Origin of the sequence: Sphingobacterium thalpophilum (genome assembly GCF_038396785.1) — a bacterium.
Lineage (GTDB): Bacteria > Bacteroidota > Bacteroidia > Sphingobacteriales > Sphingobacteriaceae > Sphingobacterium > Sphingobacterium thalpophilum_A.
Genome location: NZ_CP151087.1, coordinates 3,158,253 through 3,174,970 on the forward strand (window position 1 = coordinate 3,158,253; position 16,718 = coordinate 3,174,970).

Below are 16,718 nucleotides of genomic sequence, written 5' to 3' on the forward strand. Positions count from 1 at the left end.
GTCATCTTTTTAGCTGTACGAATCCTTCCACATCCTTTCTTTCCAATAATTCCCATCAGATCACTTCCCACTTATCGTTTAAGCTGAAAAGCCGTTAGAATCGAAGCTGGATTAAAATCCTTTTCGTTGGATATATTTAGTTAGAACTAGCCGCCCAAAGGGTCGCTCTGCCATAAGAAGGTCGACATTAAACAAACTCCTTGTCGGAAATATATTCCATAAGCATCCCGGCCTGATCTCCAAGCTTCTTTTTCAAGCGCTGCATAGATTTTTTTATCGCGTCTGGAGTAACACCCAATACGTTGGCTACTTCCTTATTATTTAACCCCAGTTTCATAAGCACAATAACCCTCAGGTTAGATTCCGTTATATCGGGAAATCTAGATTGTATATCCTGGAGTAAATTGGGAAATTCTTTTACAATCAACAATTTAAATTCCTGCCATTTCTCTTCAGTGATGAGATGTGACTGCAACAATGTTTTTAGCTCCTCGCGATCTTTTTCAACAACATTCCCTTTTTCTTCAAGCATCGCAGAAAGTACATTTATCTGTTCATTATTCCGCTTAAGATAAGCGACGTATTCCTCAACTTGGCTTTTAGAACTCACCAGTTCCCTGTCTAATTCTGCTTTTGTATACTTTAAATTAAGAAGCTGATATTCATAGTCACGTATCCGTTTTCTAGCACGGGATCGAACAGCATTATAAATAAAAAAGAATAACACCAATACCAATAAACTTAATATTAGCCATAATCGCCTCTCAGCTTGCTTTTTCTTAATAACAGCTTGTGCCAGCGATAATTTATCGGCATACTTTTGCTTGTCGGCCATAAACTTCAACTGGGACAATACCGGATCACCATCTAAAAAGCGTAGTGAGTCTTGGAGACGTTCTATTCTTCTTCGTGCATTCAGCTCACGACCTATATCGTTACTTTGCATCGCCAAATTCAGCTTGTGAATCTCAAGTTCAAGTATTGTCTTCTTATCATCCGAGCCCAACAAAAGGGATTCAGCTTCCGCAATCATATGACGAACATCCTTCGTTTCCTTATTCGCAATATTTAATCGAATACGCATCACTAAGGCAAAGATTGTATTTCGGTCATTCCCAAGAGATCTGGAAATCTCAAGATCTTTATCTAGGAGCAATAAAGCCTTATGGTAATCCTTCATACCTTCAAACACAGCCGCCTGATTACCTAAAATCTTCGCGTAGCGTAATGAGTCATTTTCTGAAAGTGCTAAAGTTTGAGCCAATTCAAAAATTTTCATTGCCTGCAAGGTATCACCACCACTTTTCAATGTCAGTAAACCTAAATTGTCCAAGATTTCAGCTTTCAATTTCGGTGAAATTTGTTCTTGTCGTTGCCCTAAATCCAGATATTTAATTCCAGAAGTATAATCACCTAAAGTTCCAAAAAAATAGCCAAGCTTTTTGTAAGTTTGCGTTAGGTCCAAAACAAGTTCTTTCGGTATATCTTCGAGCCCTTTCTCTCCTTCCAAGATAAAAGGTAATGCCTCAGAGGCTTTCAGGCACCGATATAGATAAAAGCCATACATTACCTTTACCCAAATGCGTACATTTTGATAGCTATAGCCTTCTTCAAGGTCCAGCGCTTTTAAATAGTATTTATCACTAAAGTTATTTCTTGCGCCTTCGGCATTAAACGACTGATCCGCCAGTAAACAATAATAGATTGCCAAAAGTGCCTTATCATTTTTTCGTACCGCTTGGCTAAAATACGGTGCAAGATATTTGCTTAACGACAGGCTAGAGGATTGATACTGCGCTGATTCTTTTATAATTGTTTCGTAAAAGTTCTTCTCTTCTATCGAGGAATTGGAATCCATTAAATCCATCCCATAGACAACATGACAAGGTATGATTGTCAGGAAAAGAAAAAATAGAAGATATCGAAACATATCGGCACAGGCATTGAATTTCGCAATAAAAATAAAAAATAATTTTAATTAAATCATCATGAGACAAAATCAACCAACTACAAACACAGTTAAGATTTAGATCGTAATTAGGCCTTACATTCTTTTATTAAAAATGAGAATAGTACATTAAATAATACGCTACCATTGTTCGCGAATTAAACAAAGAAGCCATTTATTGGAAAACCTTGTGACTATTCACTAAACGCGGTGAGATTATTTTTTTGACCAATAGTATTACTTCTTATCAAAAAAACGATAAATATGATCTGGCGTAATGGCCTGCGTCAATTGGACATCGTATTCATTTTTATCTGCAATCACATCAATTGGATGAAAAAAAGATAGTCCAACACGCTGCACATCAACTTTACAGTACGAGAAAAAACGGTCGTAAAACCCTTTTCCGTAACCTACCCTGTAGCCCAAAAGATCAAAAATTAACAAAGGAACTATAATCATATCAATAAGCGATGAATTCACCTTAATGCCGGATACTGGCTCAGGAATACCCCAGTTGTTCGTCTCAAATAGGGTATGCTCATCCAATATGAAATGTTGCATCGAATAGTCCTCAAAATTAGATCGCGAAACGACGATCTTTATCTGTGGAAAAGATTCTTGAATATAGTTGATTATTAAATATGTATTGGGTTCGTGATATTTCCCTATGGGAATGAAAATATGCAAAAATTCGACCTCCGACAGATCAAGCTTTGTAAACTGCGAAAGTAGTCGCTCATTGAGCGTAGTTTCTGTCTCTACAGACAATTGACAACGCTTAGTTTTATACTCAAGTCGTAATTCTTGTTTTGATTTCATTTGTAAAATAGTTATTTCTAAAATTTATTTCCCGTCCCTACCAAACTCTCCTTTAAAGTGTATTACGTATGCCAAGATTAGTCAAAAATAGCATTCCTCCCAATTCAATTTTTATTTGATCTTCAAAAGCCATTAGAAATTCTTATTCAGAATCGAAAACCATATGCTCAACTCAGTTGAAACTTTTGTAAAAAAAAACGGCCTTGTAGCGAGCGCTAACAAGACCGAATAATCAACCTAAACCTAAAATCTTTGTATTATTTTACGCGTTCGATATAATTACCTGTTTGCGTATCAACTCTTACTTTCTCACCTTGATTAATGAACAAAGGCACCATAATTTCAACACCAGTCTCTACAGTTGCTTTTTTCAATGCATTTGTAGAAGTATCTCCTTTTACAGCCGGTTCAGTATATGTAATTTCCAACTCAACACTTTTTGGAGCTTCTGCCATGATAGGCTCATCACTTTCAAAAGCAATAATTACAGTCATTCCCTCTTTCAAGAAACGAGCTGAATCACCGAACAAAAATTTAGGAATATTGAATTGCTCGTAGGTATTGTTATCCATTACCACGAAGAAATCTCCATCCTCATACAAATACTGATAATCGCTAGTTTCTACACGCGCTATTTCTACAGATTCGTCAACTCTAAAACGGTATTCAACTAACTTACCAGTTTTAACATTACGCATTCTCGCTTGATAAAACGCGCGTAAATTACCTGGTGTGCGGTGTATATATTCTTCTACGGATACTAATTCTCCGTTAAATCTTAAGATATTTCCTGATTTTACCTCTGATGCCTTAGCCATTCTTTGAATTGAACTTTAAACGGTTATCTCATTATTGAGTCGTCAAAAGTACAAAAACTAATTGTGTTATTAAAATTTCATTCGCTACTTTTTTTCTGAACCTGTTTGTTTTTTATGGCCGGAGGGAACCTTCAGTTCACTTTCGTAGCTGCTCATGATGATACAGTCTTGACGGTTTTATTGAAAGTAGCTATTTTTAATACAGGACAAGAACTTTTCGCCTATTTTCGATGTGATAGCAACAAATTGTCGATCTCCCTAAGACTTAAAATCGACTATAGAAATACTTTCATCGCAGAATTCATACTCTTTTTTTTGGTTCGAACAGACGATAAACAATCTAGACTCCAATTTTGTACGCTCAATTAAACGAAGATACCATTGTTCACCCGCACTATCCAAATTACTTGTAGGCTCATCCAACAAAACCAAGGCAGATGCAGAACAACAAGCTAGCGCTAGCTTGACACGTTGACGCATACCTGATGAAAAAAAACGGATCTCTCTGTCAAGCGCATGTTCCAATCCCAATAGCTTTACAACCGTTGCTTTATCAAAAGAAGGAAGATAATTTTTAAATTTAAAATGAAAATCAATCAGCTCGTTTAAGGTAAATTCCTCGATCAGTTCAACATAAGGAGCTGCGAGAGACAGCTGCTGATATATCGTATCCACACCCAGGACTTGGTCTCCATCGGTGTAGATCAGTTCACCCGCTGAGGGTGTCAAACTACTTGAAAGCACTTTTAAGAAAGTGGACTTTCCGGAACCATTATGGCCAAGGATGGCATAACTCTTGCCGGACTCGAAGGTATAGTTTATATGCCTAAAAATCCATTCATTGTTATACCTCCTACCAATATCTTTTAATGTAATTTTCAAATTCACTAGAATCGACAAAGCGACTACATCGCTCTATTATTGAATCCTTTCATGATACCCCGGCCTGAGTTTCGAATAAAATCCAAAATTTCATCACGGATTTCCGTTGCCTGATATTCAGCTTCTATAATTTCTATTGCTTTAGCCAGATTTCTGTTTTGAACAAAAAGAATGCGATAAAGATTCTGAATCTCGGCAATTTGCTCTTCCGAAAATCCTCTTCTTCTCAATCCAACAGAATTAATACCAGCATAAGAAATCGGTTCACGTGCGGCCTTAACAAAAGGAGGAATATCCTTACGCACCAATGAGCCACCGGTAACAAATGCATGCGAACCAATTTTGACAAATTGGTGAACAGCAACCATTCCAGCAAGTACAACATAATCGCCTACTGTAATATGTCCAGCAAGTGTACTGTTGTTCGAAAAAACACAATTATCACCTACTTCACAATCGTGTGCAACATGACTATATGCTTGGATCAAACAATTTTTTCCAATGACCGTTTTATACCTATCCTTTGTTCCTCTATTGATTGTTACACACTCACGAATGGTTGTATTGTCTCCAATTTCAGCTGTAGTAATCTCACCATCAAATTTTAAATCTTGAGGTTCACCAGAGATTACTGCACCGGGATATATTTTACAGTTTTTTCCAATTCGAGCTCCATCCATGATCGTCACATTTGATCCTATCCAAGTGCCTTCACCAATGACGACATCTTTATAAATGGTTACAAATGGCTCGATGACCACATTTTTAGCAATTTTTGCCTCCGGATGAATATAAGCTAATGGCTGTATCATCTATACTACTTTAGTTGTTATTTACTCTTACGATCTGTGCCATAAGCTCCGCTTCACACACAATTTTCTCTCCTACCATAGCCACACCTTTCATTTTTGCGATACCTCTTCGAATCGGCTCCATCAAGTCACATCTAAAAATAACAGAATCTCCTGGAGTTACCTGCGCTTTAAAACGTGCATTTTCAATTTTAAGGAATAAGGTCAACCAATTCTCTGGATCAGGGACCGTCTTCAGCACTAAAATTCCCCCTGTTTGTGCCATAGCCTCTACTTGCAAAACACCAGGAAATAATGGTGCACCAGGAAAATGTCCCATAAATAAATCTTCGTTCATGGTAACATTCTTCAAACCTACAACATGTGTTTCTGTCAACTCAAGAATTTTATCGACCATAAGCATGGGTTGACGATGCGGTAAAATCTTCATGATTTCAACCGTATCGTATAGTGCCGGCATATTGGGATCGTAAACTTTAATTTTTTTACGTGTTTTATCTTTTTTGATCTGCTCCTTTATCTTTTTTGCAAAAGCCACATTCGCTGCATGACCTGGTCGTGCAGCCATAATATGCCCTTTCAAAGGTCTTCCGACAAGTGCTAAATCTCCAACCATGTCCAACAATTTATGTCGAGCAGGTTCATTTTGGTAACGCAATTGATTATTGTTTAATATTCCTTCCTTAGCAACTGCAACGGTTTCTTTATGAAAAAGATGCGCTAATTTCTGCAATTCCTCAGGAGAAGTCTCCTTGTCCACAATAACGATTGCATTACTCAAATCACCACCTTTAATTAGGCCATGATCAACCAACATTTCCAATTCGTGTAAAAAACAAAACGTACGTGAAGAGGCTATTTCTGATTTAAAGTCCTCAATCGATGTTATTGCGGCATGTTGGCTTCCCAACACCGGCGAGTTAAAATCGATCATACAAGTCAAACGATACCCGTCCATCGGCATACCCAGTATTTCAACTTTGCGATCTGGCTCTGCGTAATGGATATTATTGGATATCTCATAATAATCCCGGTCAGCATCTTGTTCTTCAAATCCCGCTTCCTCCAGCAACTTCACAAAAATAGCTGAGCTACCATCGAGTATGGGTATTTCAGGGCCATCAATATCAATCAGCACATTATCGATTTGTAAACCAATTAACGATGCCATCAAATGTTCAATTGTACTCACACTTGCTCCATTCTGCGTTATTGTCGTCCCTCTGGAGGTATCCGTCACATTATCCGCATCAACCAAAATTTCTGGTTGTCCCGCTAAATCTACACGTCTGAACTTAAACCAGTGATTTTCCGGAGCTGGCTTGATCGTCATCGATACAATTTTCCCTGTATGAAGACCTACCCCCGAAATTTCAACCTCGTTTTTGATGGTTCGCTGTTTTACATTCATTTCTAATAACATATTTTTAAATCAAAACTTCTTTTGACAAAACATTTATCCCTTAAGCTACATCGATGTTGCCATAGCCGTGCCTGGAATGCTTATTTCATCACCATTAAAGAACAGTTTATTTTCAATGAAAAATAATTATTTCAATTTTTTTTCTACTAACTTTTCTAACTCTTGGATTCGTTTTTCCAACTCAGGGAGGCGTGCAAAAATCACATTAGAACGCAATTGGGGCTGATAAGGCATCACCGGTGTACCGCCCCACTTTTTACCTTCTTCTTTAATCGATCTATTCACTCCTGATTGCGCCTGGATTTGAGAGCCCTTTGCAACAACAATATGACCAACAACCCCAACCTGGCCTCCTAAAACCACATGTTCTCCAATTTTTGAGCTACCAGAAATACCTGTTTGTGCTGCGATTACAGTATTCTTTCCAATATCAACATTATGTGCAATTTGAATCAAATTATCCAACTTAACACCATCACGCACGATTGTAGCACCCATTGTTGCTCTATCGATTACTGTATTGGCGCCGATCTCAACATTATCCTCCACTTGCACATAACCAATCTGAGGTACTTTTTTATATGTTCCGTCTTCTTGTGGTGCAAATCCAAATCCATCCGATCCGATCACAACACCAGAATGTACGACGACATTTTTCCCAATCTTACAATCATGATAAATCTTCACCCCTGGATAGAGTGTTGTATTATCTCCAATCGTTACTTTATCGCCAATATAGACCTGTGGGTAAATTTTCACGTTATCTCCAATGGAAGCTCCGCGTCCAATATATACAAATGCACCGATATAACCTCCTTGGCCGATCTCCGCTTCAGTATGTATAAAATGAGGCTCCTCACGTCCGCTTTTGTCAAGACGGAACTCATTATACATATTCAGAATGGTAGAGAAAGCAGCATATGCATTCTTCACCCGTATGATCGTTAAAGTCGGCTTAGTTGCTTGGGTCAATTGTAAATCTTCATTCACAATTACAATCGAGGCGTCAGTAGTATAAATAAAATGCTCATATTTTGGATTTGACAAAAAAGAAAGATCGCCTTTTTTACCTTCCTCAATTTTGGCAAGGTTACCTACAGTAACTTCTGGATTTCCTTCAATCCGTCCTTCTAATAATGTCCCTATTTGTTGAGCAGTAAATTGCATGGTACAAATCTATGTTTTTTTATTAAAAAATAACTACTTGATGGAAGTAATTGCAACATATCCCACCTCTTTTGGATAACATAAGGCGTATTTAGCCACATTTTTCGATAGTGCTTCTAAATTCCCTAGATCAGAAGCCTCTGTTATATCCAAGAGCTCGCCCGATTTCAATAATATTTTTATTTGATCCTTGGAAGAATTATAGGCACGGTTTTGAATTTCCTGCATAAATACATAATAATGAATATCCTCCTGAGCCACACCCAGCTCAGCTTGTACTTTCGATTTCACTAAATCTACATATGCTGGCGAGAATGGTTTATTGCTCATGACAGAGCGATATAGATTACGTTTCATAACGCGCTGGCACATTGTACTTAAAATAGAATCCTCATGATGTTCCCATATTTTTATCGCAGACATAATATCCGTATCATCTAAACGAGTAAACCAATCCAAATGTAACGGGTCATCCAAAAAATTAGTTTTGTTGACCTGCTGGCTTAAAAACCAATGAAAAGCCGGGGTAGAAAAGAGCTTATGACCAGTAGCCGTTAAATATTTTGCCCGCTGCAGAATTTTAATCAATAATTGTTCAGCACCGATAACGGTCTTATGTAAATAGACTTGCCAATACATGAGCCGTCGTGCAATCAGGAATTTCTCCACAGAATACAGCCCTTTATATTCCACCACGATTTCATCCGCCACGACATTGAGCATTTTTATGATACGATCAAATGAGATCACGCCTTCCGATACACCGGTAAAAAAACTATCTCTATTGAGGTAATCCATTCGATCAACGTCCAATTGACTCGACACCAATTGATGCAGAAATTTACGTTCGTATTTATTATTAAAGATTGTAATTGCAAGACTTAGTCTTCCACCCAGATCATTGTTGATTCGATCCATTAAAAGAGAAGACAATAGCTCATGAGAAACACCTTCAATCAAACTATGCTCCAAAGAATGTGAAAAAGGGCCGTGACCTATATCATGCAGCAATATTGCCGAAAGAACAGCCTCCTCTTCATCCGCAGAAATGATGACACCTTTACTCCGCAAAGTTTCCAAGGCCATTGACATCAAATGCATCGCCCCTATGGCGTGCTGAAAACGAGTATGTAAAGCTCCGGGATAGACAAGATGCGTCATGCTCACCTGCTTAATATAGCGGAGCCTTTGAAAATAAGGATGTTGCACTAAGTCGAAGACCAATCCTGTAGGAATAGCGACAAATCCATATACCGGATCATTAATAATTTTATTTTTGTTCAACGTGGCGACAAATTAATACGATCATCAACACTATAAATTATGAAACCGAGCGCTTTAATTACGAAGCCTTGGGTAACACTAGTATAAACTTAAAACAAAGATAGTTAGTTCACCGTTAAGAAATGTTAAAAATAAAATCTGAAGCACGATATTTGCTTATGTTAGTATGAGATCGAAAATCCGACCCTCCCCTCTACTAATAGACATATAATAACAAGATGCAAAAAACACATATCCTTTGGGCTGACGATGAGATTGACTTTCTAAAACCACACATATTATTTTTAGAAAGCAAAGGTTACAAAGTTGACACGGTCAACAATGGAAATGATGCCGTTGAAGCCTTTAAGAATGGTTTTTTCCACCTCGTTTTCCTAGACGAAAATATGCCTGGGCTAACCGGGCTCGAAACACTTGCCATACTCAAATCGATCAACCCTACTGTCCCTGTTGTTCTGGTTACAAAAAACGAAGAAGAACATGTCATGGAAGATGCCATCGGCTCCAAAATAGATGATTATCTGATCAAGCCGGTCAACCCCAAGCAGATCTTGATGACAATTAAAAAATTAACGGAGAACAAGCGTCTTGTCAATGAGAAAACATCCATGGCCTATCAACAAGACTTCCGCAATTTAGGGATGATCCTAAATGACAATTTGGATTTCAATCAATGGTCAGAAGTCTACAAAAAATTGGTCTACTGGGAATTGTCTCTCGAAAAGCTTGAAGATAACAATATGCATGAAATTCTGACGATGCAAAAATCCGAAGCAAACATGCAATTCTCAAAATTTATTGAAAACAACTATATACAATGGATTAATCGTCCCGAAAACGCGCCCATTCTATCCCACCAGCTATTTAAGAAGAAGGTATTTCCGACCATAGAAGATCATATACCGACATTTTTCTTTCTAATAGACAATTTGCGTTTCGATCAATGGAAAATTATCAATGAGGTCATTACCGATTATTTTAGACTTGAGGAGGAGATAACCTATTACAGTATTTTACCAACAGCAACACAATATGCTAGAAATGCCATCTTTAGTGGCTTAACTCCACTGGAAATGGAAAAACGCTTTCCGAAATTATGGCAAAACGATGAAGATGAAGGCGGCAAGAATTTATATGAGGATAAATTTTTGGAAGATCAGATCAAACGACTTTACCGCAAGTCCATAAAACACTCCTACACGAAAATTTTGACCCTGGAACAAGGAAAGGATGTGTTAGACAATCTTGGTAATTTGATGCACAATCAACTGAATGTATTGGTGTATAACTTTGTTGACATGCTTTCTCACGCACGTACAGACAGCTCTATGATTCGTGAATTAGCAAACGACGAAGCGGCATATCGCTCGATTACATTGTCATGGTTTGAACACTCACCTTTATTAGAGGTTATAAAATGGCTCTCTCAAAAGAAAGTTCGTGTGATCATTACAACCGACCACGGCACGATCCGGGTAAAAAAACCAAGTAAAATAGTTGGTGACCGCAACACAAATACAAATTTGAGATATAAGCAAGGGAAAAACCTGAACTATATTGACAAAGATGTTTTTGCTATCAAAAATCCCCACGAGGCACAGCTGCCTAAACTTCATGTAAGTTCAACATACGTTTTTGCCAAAGAAGATTCGTATTTTGTTTACCCCAACAACTACAATCAATTTGTCAATTACTTTAATGGAACATTCCAACATGGTGGAATATCGCTGGAAGAAATGATTATCCCCTTTGCGACATACCTACCGAAATAGTAATTTTGCAACATGGAAATTATTGTAAATACCACAGCAAATCTATCTCAAGCGGCTCAGACACTTTTAAATAGTTTTCCAAAGGACCGGATTTTTCTATTATATGGTTCCATGGGAGCAGGAAAGACAACTTTTGTAAAACACCTGTGTAAACAATTGAATGTACAAGATAGTACATCTAGTCCAACATTCTCCATTGTTAATGAATATGAGTCTCCAGCTGGCCCCGTATATCACTTTGATTTTTACCGCATTAAAGATGAACAGGAGGCATTCGATTTTGGTTATGAGGAATATTTCTATTCAGGTGCTTATTGCTTTGTTGAGTGGCCGGAGAAAATCCCCAACTTACTTCCTGAAGAAGCAAAAGAGATACATATTAGCATCCTAGATGCAACAACACGTCAAATTTCTATTCGTTAACTACCTTTTTTTCGACTCCCTACTATGGCTCATTCATCCTCTTGTCAATATATTCCAACTGATATCCATGTGCCCGGATTAGCGGCTATACATGCCGAACACTTGAGCTTTTCCTTTCATGAGAACAATATGCAGTTTGCTGTTGAAAATAGTTCTTTCGATATCGACGAAGGAAAAATAACAGCGATCATTGGTGAATCTGGTAGTGGAAAAAGTACCTTGCTTAGACTTATATACGGTCTTTTGGAACCAACTGGTGGCATTGTGCGCTATAAAGGTTGGCAGGTCCCGACGCGCAAGGACAAGCTGATCCCCGGACATGATGCCATGAAATTAGTCTCGCAAGGCTTTGACGATTTGAATACGTATGCCAATGTTTGGGATAATGTTGCTTCCCAATTGCCAAACACAGATATCAAACGCAAGCAGGACAAAACTGCGGAAATATTACAACGTCTACGGATCGATCACCTCGCTAAAAAAAGAGTAGCTGACATCAGTGGCGGAGAAAAACAACGCGTAGCAATCTGTCGTGCATTGATCAACGAGCCTGAAGTCTTACTCATGGACGAACCATTCAATCAGGTCGACGCCTCTTTTAGGGATACCTTACAACAGGACATCAAGGATATTGTTAAAGAAACCGGGCTAACCGTCATTTTAGTTTCACACGATCCGACAGAAGTACTTGCCCTGGCAGATAATCTTATTGTGATGAAATCTGGCAAAATCCTGGATCAAAACAACCCACATGTGTTGTACAGCAATCCATCGCACCCTTATACTGCCCAATTATTGGCAAAAAGCAATATATTACAGGTTGAGCAAGCTCAAAATTTAGGCATAGCAAGCGAAAAACCAATCGCGATACATCAAGAATGGATCTCAATCAGTCCATCTGAGCAGTCTACTTTTTTTGTGAAAGATGTCCGATTCAGAGGTTTTTATTATGAAATCGTCGTCAGCAATAATGAGATTAACTTACATGCGATTATTACATCGCAAATAATTCCACAAAAACAACAGGCTGTTGACCTAACAATATCCCACTGGATCTCTTTTGACCATTAATTGCATAGCTTAGTCCTGTGTATCAAGCCAAGATAAAAATGCGTCAAACCATAACTTATCCGAAGTTTTGTTAATTAATCCAAAACCGTGTCCCCCTTGCTCAAAGGTATAAAGCTTGTTGGGTACTTTTGACTTGTCCAGAGCAGCAATCATTCTATAACTGTTTTCTATCGGTACAGCTGTATCGTCTTTGGCATGTACAAAGAAAACCGGACAAACTTCAGGAGATACCTGCAAATTGGAAGAAAAAAGGTTAATTTGGTCTTCTGAAGGGTTTTCTCCGATGAGATTTATACGCGAACCTTTGTGTGTGATATCATTTTGCATAGAGATTACAGGATAAATTAATCCAGCAAAATCAGGTCTTAGGGATACATGTGAAGGATTCACTATATAGTCTTTCTTAAACTTCGTTATTAAGGTGGAAGCCAAATGTCCGCCTGCGGAAAATCCGATAACCCCCACCTTTCGAAGTCCGGGGTGCAGGGTTCTGATCAATTGCATTGCCCGCTGCGCGTCCTGAAGAGGCCCTATAGATTTGTCACGCATGATATTCAGCGAAGGCAATCGATATTGCAAAACATATGCCGAATACCCATTTTTCACCAACTCTTTAGCAACGGCATGTCCCTCATGATCCATTGCGATATGAGCATACCCGCCCCCAGGAATAACCAGTACGGCGATATTTTTATCGACACTTTTATCTGCTGTATAGGCAAATAGCTTGGGGACGTTCTTTTCTAAATTTACCTGCTCTTTATCAGTCGCATTTGGAATAGAATCTGCATAAAGGTTGATTGCCTCCTGCGCTTTAACAAGCGAGATCAAGGAACATAAAATCATAAAAACTTTTTTCATTTAAATAACATTTAAAAAAGATCGCAAAATTATATTTACTAGAAATATCCTTCCATTTTACATGCAACATCTGCATGGAGTAGATCAAGAAGCAGCTGGATACGCTTAGAATTTATAACGAAGAGACGACTAATAAATCTAAATCCTTTGCTGTCATATTAAACCTGGAGGCCATATCTATATTCGTCAGATTACCTTGATACAAATAAATGGAACTTCGAATACCAGGGTTCTTCCAAATGGCATTTTTCAATCCCCCGAGTTCAGCGAAATCGAGCAAAATCGAAGTGAAGATATTGCTCATGGCATAGGTGGCTGTTCGCGCTACCCGAGACGCTATATTAGGAACACAATAGTGAATAACATCAAATTTCCGAAAGATAGGTTTATCGTGAGAGGTCACCTCCGAAGTTTCAAAATTGCCCCCTTGATCAATGCTTACATCTATAATAACGGAATTGGGTTTCATTTTAGAAACGGTCTCTTCCGAAATCACGCAAGCGGAACGTCCATTAAGCGCTCGTAAAGCACCGATAACAACGTCTGAACTGATCACGGCTTTGTTTAAAATAATAGGTTGTATAACAGATGTAAACACACGACTACCCAGGTTATTTTGTAGGCGTCTAAGTTTATAAATCGAATTATCAAATACTTTTACCTCTGCTCCTAGCGCCAAAGCCGTCCGAGCAGCTTGTTCACCAACGGTCCCTGCGCCGATAATAACAACTTCGGTCGAGGCTACCCCGGTAACACCGCCGAGCATCAGTCCCTTGCCTCCAAATGCATTGCTCAGATACTCTCCAGCAATTAAAGTTGCCGTCGCCCCTACGATTTCACTCATAGCACGAACCACAGTTAGGCAACCGCCCTCATCTCTTAAATATTCGTAAGAAATTGCGGTAATTTTTTTATGCATTAATGCCTTTAAGACATCCAAGTTCATAAGTGAAGGTTGCTGAGAAGATAATAAAAGCTGTCTTTCTTTCATCAGCTTGACTTCACTAATTACAGGGCTGCCAACCTTGATGATCAGATCCGCTTGGTACACTTCTTCTCTTGAAGATACAATACGGGCTCCCTGCTCACTATAATGGTGATCCAAAAAATTGGCTCCTGCTCCTGCTCCCGTCTCAACGATTACTTCGTGCCCATTTTCTACCAATAATGCAACCGCTAATGGTGTCAGGCAAATTCGCTTTTCCTGAAGCGAAATTTCTTTTGGAATGCCAATAAATAAACTCTTTGCATTCTTTTTCTTCTCAAACAGCATCTCTTTTGGAGAAATCATAGCCTGACTCGCAAGCTTTCCTAACTCATTCATCTTGTAAAATTGATCGTTAGCTAAAATTACAATAAAAAATCAATCTTATCAAACGAAGATAAATTTGGTTTGGCACAGCTTTGGAATGAAACAAATTTATCTACATTTGTCTAAATTAATCAGATATAATACCATGCTCAGCAAAGTTAATATAGTGCCACGGTGGATCATTTTTTTATTGGACATCTTTAGTATATCCATCGCTTATCTCCTCGCAAATGTCATTTACTATGATTTTAACTTCGATTTTCTGCTTGACATTGATTTTGCCATTCGTTACATTTTATTTATAGGTATATGTTCCTTATCATTCTACCTCTTTAAGATGTATACTGGTATAGTTCGTTACACAAGCGCTATCGATTCAATACGGATATTATCAACGATAACATTTAGTGTTTTTGTTCTCCTGGTTATAAAATTAGTCATTCAGGCAAACGAGATAGAACGAAACATTCCAACTGCACTCATTATTTTCTTTGCACTCTTCTCCTTTCTTATTTTAACCGTATATAGAACGATTATCAAAATTTTCTTTCTATACACCAAAAAAGTCAGTGGCTCCAGAAAAAAGACACTGATCTATGGCGCCGGTGATTTGGGGATTGCTGTAAAAAGAACCTTAGACCATGATGTACGCTCCAAAAATGCTATTGTTGGATTCTTGGACGATAATGAACAAAAAATCAACAAGGTAATTGATGGTACCAAAATATATTCCTCACAGAAGTTCAGCCATCTGATCAATACATTGAATGTTGAGGAGGTTATCATCGCTTCGCACAACATCCCTTCAGACCGTAAAAATGAAATTACAGATGTCGCGCTCGAAAAAAACATCAATATTTTAACACTTCCGCCCGTTAAAAAGATCATGAATGGCGACCTTAACCCCAATCAGATTCAGAAAATAAAAATTGAAGATTTGTTGGAAAGGGAGCCGATCAAGATTAACGACGACCACATCTTAAGCCAGACGAAGGGCAAAAGAATCCTTGTTACTGGAGCAGCCGGTTCTATCGGAAGTGAAATTGCAACCCAATTGGGAAGATACGAGCCCCAGATGATTATTCTTTGTGACCAAGCAGAGTCCCCCTTACATAACCTCCAACTTGACCTTCAGGATGAATTTCCCAATCAGGTATATCATACTTATATCGCAGACGTCCGAAGTACAAAAAGGATGCAATTACTTTTTGAGACTTTCAAACCACACTATGTATATCACGCTGCAGCATACAAACATGTCCCAATGATGGAAAACCACCCTTTGGAAGCAGTACAGACCAATGTCATGGGTACTAAGAATCTAGCTGATTTGGCCGTAGCATATCAAGTGGAAAAATTTGTTTTTGTCTCTACCGATAAAGCTGTCAATCCCACGAATATCATGGGAGCGACAAAGCGTATTGCAGAAATCTATGTACAATCGTTAAACAATCATTTGGAAAACTCGTTAGGGGCAACTGTGCACACCAAATTTATCACAACCCGCTTTGGCAATGTCTTAGGCTCCAATGGATCTGTTATCCCACGATTCAGAGACCAGATTCAAAAAGGTGGCCCTGTAACCGTTACGCATCCAGAAATTACGCGGTATTTTATGACCATTCCCGAAGCCTGTCGATTGGTTCTTGAAGCTGGTACGATGGGACAAGGTGGCGAAATTTTTGTATTTGATATGGGAAAATCTGTAAAAATAGTCGAGTTAGCAAAAAAAATGATTCGCCTTTCAGGATTTAAACCGAATGAAGATATTGAAATAAAATTCACGGGATTAAGACCCGGGGAAAAACTATATGAGGAGTTATTAAATGATTTGGAGAATACGTTGCCGACACACCACGAAATGATCATGATCGCCAAAGTCAGAGAAAATAATTATGATATTGTAAGTATAAAAATCGAAGAATTGCAACAGCGTTTAGCGACACAGAACAAAAACGAAGTTGTCTATCAAATGAAAATTATTGTACCTGAATTCAAAAGCAAAAATTCGATCTACGAGCAACTGGATCGGGAAATCGAGTTATCGAATAAGTCGGAAAACTAAAGTTAATTCACTTTAAAATTTGCAAAACACTTGCAAATTTGCTCGAAAAGTGTATTTT

General features: G+C 38.3%; 14 protein-coding genes. 4 read left to right on the forward strand and 10 right to left on the reverse strand.

Annotated elements, in window-relative coordinates; all coding sequences use genetic code 11:
- Positions 1–187: 187 nt before the first annotated feature.
- The 8 genes from AACH28_RS14030 to AACH28_RS14065 form a co-directional block, all read right to left on the reverse strand.
- The gene (locus AACH28_RS14030; RefSeq protein ID WP_341830774.1) at positions 188–1,930 is read right to left on the reverse strand and encodes a hypothetical protein; all 1,743 of its coding nucleotides are present in this window, start codon (positions 1,928–1,930) and stop codon (positions 188–190) included.
- Between the two features lie 255 nt (positions 1,931–2,185).
- The gene (locus AACH28_RS14035) at positions 2,186–2,770 is read right to left on the reverse strand and encodes a 5-formyltetrahydrofolate cyclo-ligase (RefSeq protein ID WP_341830775.1); all 585 of its coding nucleotides are present in this window, start codon (positions 2,768–2,770) and stop codon (positions 2,186–2,188) included.
- Positions 2,771–3,027: 257 nt separating this feature from the next.
- A complete protein-coding gene (efp, locus tag AACH28_RS14040) occupies positions 3,028–3,588 on the reverse strand; it encodes an elongation factor P (RefSeq protein ID WP_046674772.1) in 561 nt (186 codons plus the stop codon).
- 258 nt (positions 3,589–3,846) lie between these two features.
- The gene (locus tag AACH28_RS14045) at positions 3,847–4,476 is read right to left on the reverse strand and encodes an ATP-binding cassette domain-containing protein (RefSeq protein WP_312524535.1); all 630 of its coding nucleotides are present in this window, start codon (positions 4,474–4,476) and stop codon (positions 3,847–3,849) included.
- Positions 4,477–4,493: 17 nt separating this feature from the next.
- Complete coding sequence (gene lpxA, locus AACH28_RS14050) at positions 4,494–5,282, reverse strand: acyl-ACP--UDP-N-acetylglucosamine O-acyltransferase (RefSeq protein WP_075990789.1); 789 nt, start codon at positions 5,280–5,282, stop codon at positions 4,494–4,496.
- Positions 5,283–5,292: 10 nt separating this feature from the next.
- Positions 5,293–6,693, reverse strand: coding sequence for a bifunctional UDP-3-O-[3-hydroxymyristoyl] N-acetylglucosamine deacetylase/3-hydroxyacyl-ACP dehydratase (locus tag AACH28_RS14055; protein ID WP_175441947.1), 1,401 nt, complete (start codon positions 6,691–6,693; stop codon positions 5,293–5,295).
- A 138-nt stretch (positions 6,694–6,831) separates the two neighbouring features.
- Positions 6,832–7,872 (reverse strand): UDP-3-O-(3-hydroxymyristoyl)glucosamine N-acyltransferase, encoded by a 1,041-nt coding sequence (lpxD, locus tag AACH28_RS14060; protein ID WP_046674769.1) that lies wholly within the window; start codon positions 7,870–7,872, stop codon positions 6,832–6,834.
- A 33-nt stretch (positions 7,873–7,905) separates the two neighbouring features.
- Positions 7,906–9,156 carry an HD domain-containing protein gene (locus AACH28_RS14065; protein ID WP_341830776.1) on the reverse strand — a complete coding sequence of 417 codons (1,251 nt, stop codon included), beginning with the start codon at positions 9,154–9,156 and terminating at the stop codon, positions 7,906–7,908.
- Between the two features lie 218 nt (positions 9,157–9,374).
- Here AACH28_RS14065 and AACH28_RS14070 point away from each other — a divergent pair, with 218 nt between their 5' ends.
- The 3 genes from AACH28_RS14070 to AACH28_RS14080 are packed head-to-tail and all read left to right on the forward strand — an operon-like array spanning position 9,375 to position 12,422.
- Positions 9,375–10,928, forward strand: a complete 1,554-nt coding sequence (locus tag AACH28_RS14070) for a PglZ domain-containing protein (RefSeq protein WP_341830777.1) — start codon at positions 9,375–9,377, stop codon at positions 10,926–10,928.
- Between the two features lie 12 nt (positions 10,929–10,940).
- Positions 10,941–11,351 (forward strand): tRNA (adenosine(37)-N6)-threonylcarbamoyltransferase complex ATPase subunit type 1 TsaE, encoded by a 411-nt coding sequence (gene tsaE, locus AACH28_RS14075; protein ID WP_341830778.1) that lies wholly within the window; start codon positions 10,941–10,943, stop codon positions 11,349–11,351.
- A 24-nt stretch (positions 11,352–11,375) separates the two neighbouring features.
- Complete coding sequence (locus tag AACH28_RS14080) at positions 11,376–12,422, forward strand: ABC transporter ATP-binding protein (protein ID WP_286770591.1); 1,047 nt, start codon at positions 11,376–11,378, stop codon at positions 12,420–12,422.
- Positions 12,423–12,431: 9 nt separating this feature from the next.
- On the opposite strand, the gene AACH28_RS14085 is transcribed toward AACH28_RS14080, so the two are convergent.
- Together AACH28_RS14085 and AACH28_RS14090 are read right to left on the reverse strand one after the other, a co-directional pair.
- The gene (locus tag AACH28_RS14085) at positions 12,432–13,283 is read right to left on the reverse strand and encodes an alpha/beta hydrolase (RefSeq protein ID WP_341830779.1); all 852 of its coding nucleotides are present in this window, start codon (positions 13,281–13,283) and stop codon (positions 12,432–12,434) included.
- Positions 13,284–13,395: 112 nt separating this feature from the next.
- A complete protein-coding gene (locus tag AACH28_RS14090) occupies positions 13,396–14,607 on the reverse strand; it encodes an alanine dehydrogenase (RefSeq protein ID WP_341830780.1) in 1,212 nt (403 codons plus the stop codon).
- A 133-nt stretch (positions 14,608–14,740) separates the two neighbouring features.
- On the opposite strand from AACH28_RS14090, the gene AACH28_RS14095 reads away from it, so the two are divergent.
- Positions 14,741–16,660, forward strand: a complete 1,920-nt coding sequence (locus AACH28_RS14095; RefSeq protein WP_341830781.1) for a nucleoside-diphosphate sugar epimerase/dehydratase — start codon at positions 14,741–14,743, stop codon at positions 16,658–16,660.
- Positions 16,661–16,718 lie beyond the last annotated feature (58 nt).

Excerpts from the sequence above, each read along its gene's own strand:
- AACH28_RS14085 (WP_341830779.1), bottom strand. The coding sequence starts at position 13,283 with ATGAAAAAAGTTTTTATGATTTTATGTTCCTTGATCTCGCTTGTTAAA.
- efp (WP_046674772.1), bottom strand. The coding sequence starts at position 3,588 with ATGGCTAAGGCATCAGAGGTAAAATCAGGAAATATCTTAAGATTTAAC.
- lpxD (WP_046674769.1), bottom strand. The coding sequence starts at position 7,872 with ATGCAATTTACTGCTCAACAAATAGGGACATTATTAGAAGGACGGATT.
- AACH28_RS14080 (WP_286770591.1), top strand. The coding sequence starts at position 11,376 with ATGGCTCATTCATCCTCTTGTCAATATATTCCAACTGATATCCATGTG.
- AACH28_RS14090 (WP_341830780.1), bottom strand. The coding sequence starts at position 14,607 with ATGAATGAGTTAGGAAAGCTTGCGAGTCAGGCTATGATTTCTCCAAAA.
- AACH28_RS14055 (WP_175441947.1), bottom strand. The coding sequence starts at position 6,693 with ATGAATGTAAAACAGCGAACCATCAAAAACGAGGTTGAAATTTCGGGG.
- AACH28_RS14030 (WP_341830774.1), bottom strand. The coding sequence starts at position 1,930 with ATGTTTCGATATCTTCTATTTTTTCTTTTCCTGACAATCATACCTTGT.
- AACH28_RS14035 (WP_341830775.1), bottom strand. The coding sequence starts at position 2,770 with ATGAAATCAAAACAAGAATTACGACTTGAGTATAAAACTAAGCGTTGT.
- AACH28_RS14070 (WP_341830777.1), top strand. The coding sequence starts at position 9,375 with ATGCAAAAAACACATATCCTTTGGGCTGACGATGAGATTGACTTTCTA.
- tsaE (WP_341830778.1), top strand. The coding sequence starts at position 10,941 with ATGGAAATTATTGTAAATACCACAGCAAATCTATCTCAAGCGGCTCAG.
- AACH28_RS14095 (WP_341830781.1), top strand. The coding sequence starts at position 14,741 with ATGCTCAGCAAAGTTAATATAGTGCCACGGTGGATCATTTTTTTATTG.
- lpxA (WP_075990789.1), bottom strand. The coding sequence starts at position 5,282 with ATGATACAGCCATTAGCTTATATTCATCCGGAGGCAAAAATTGCTAAA.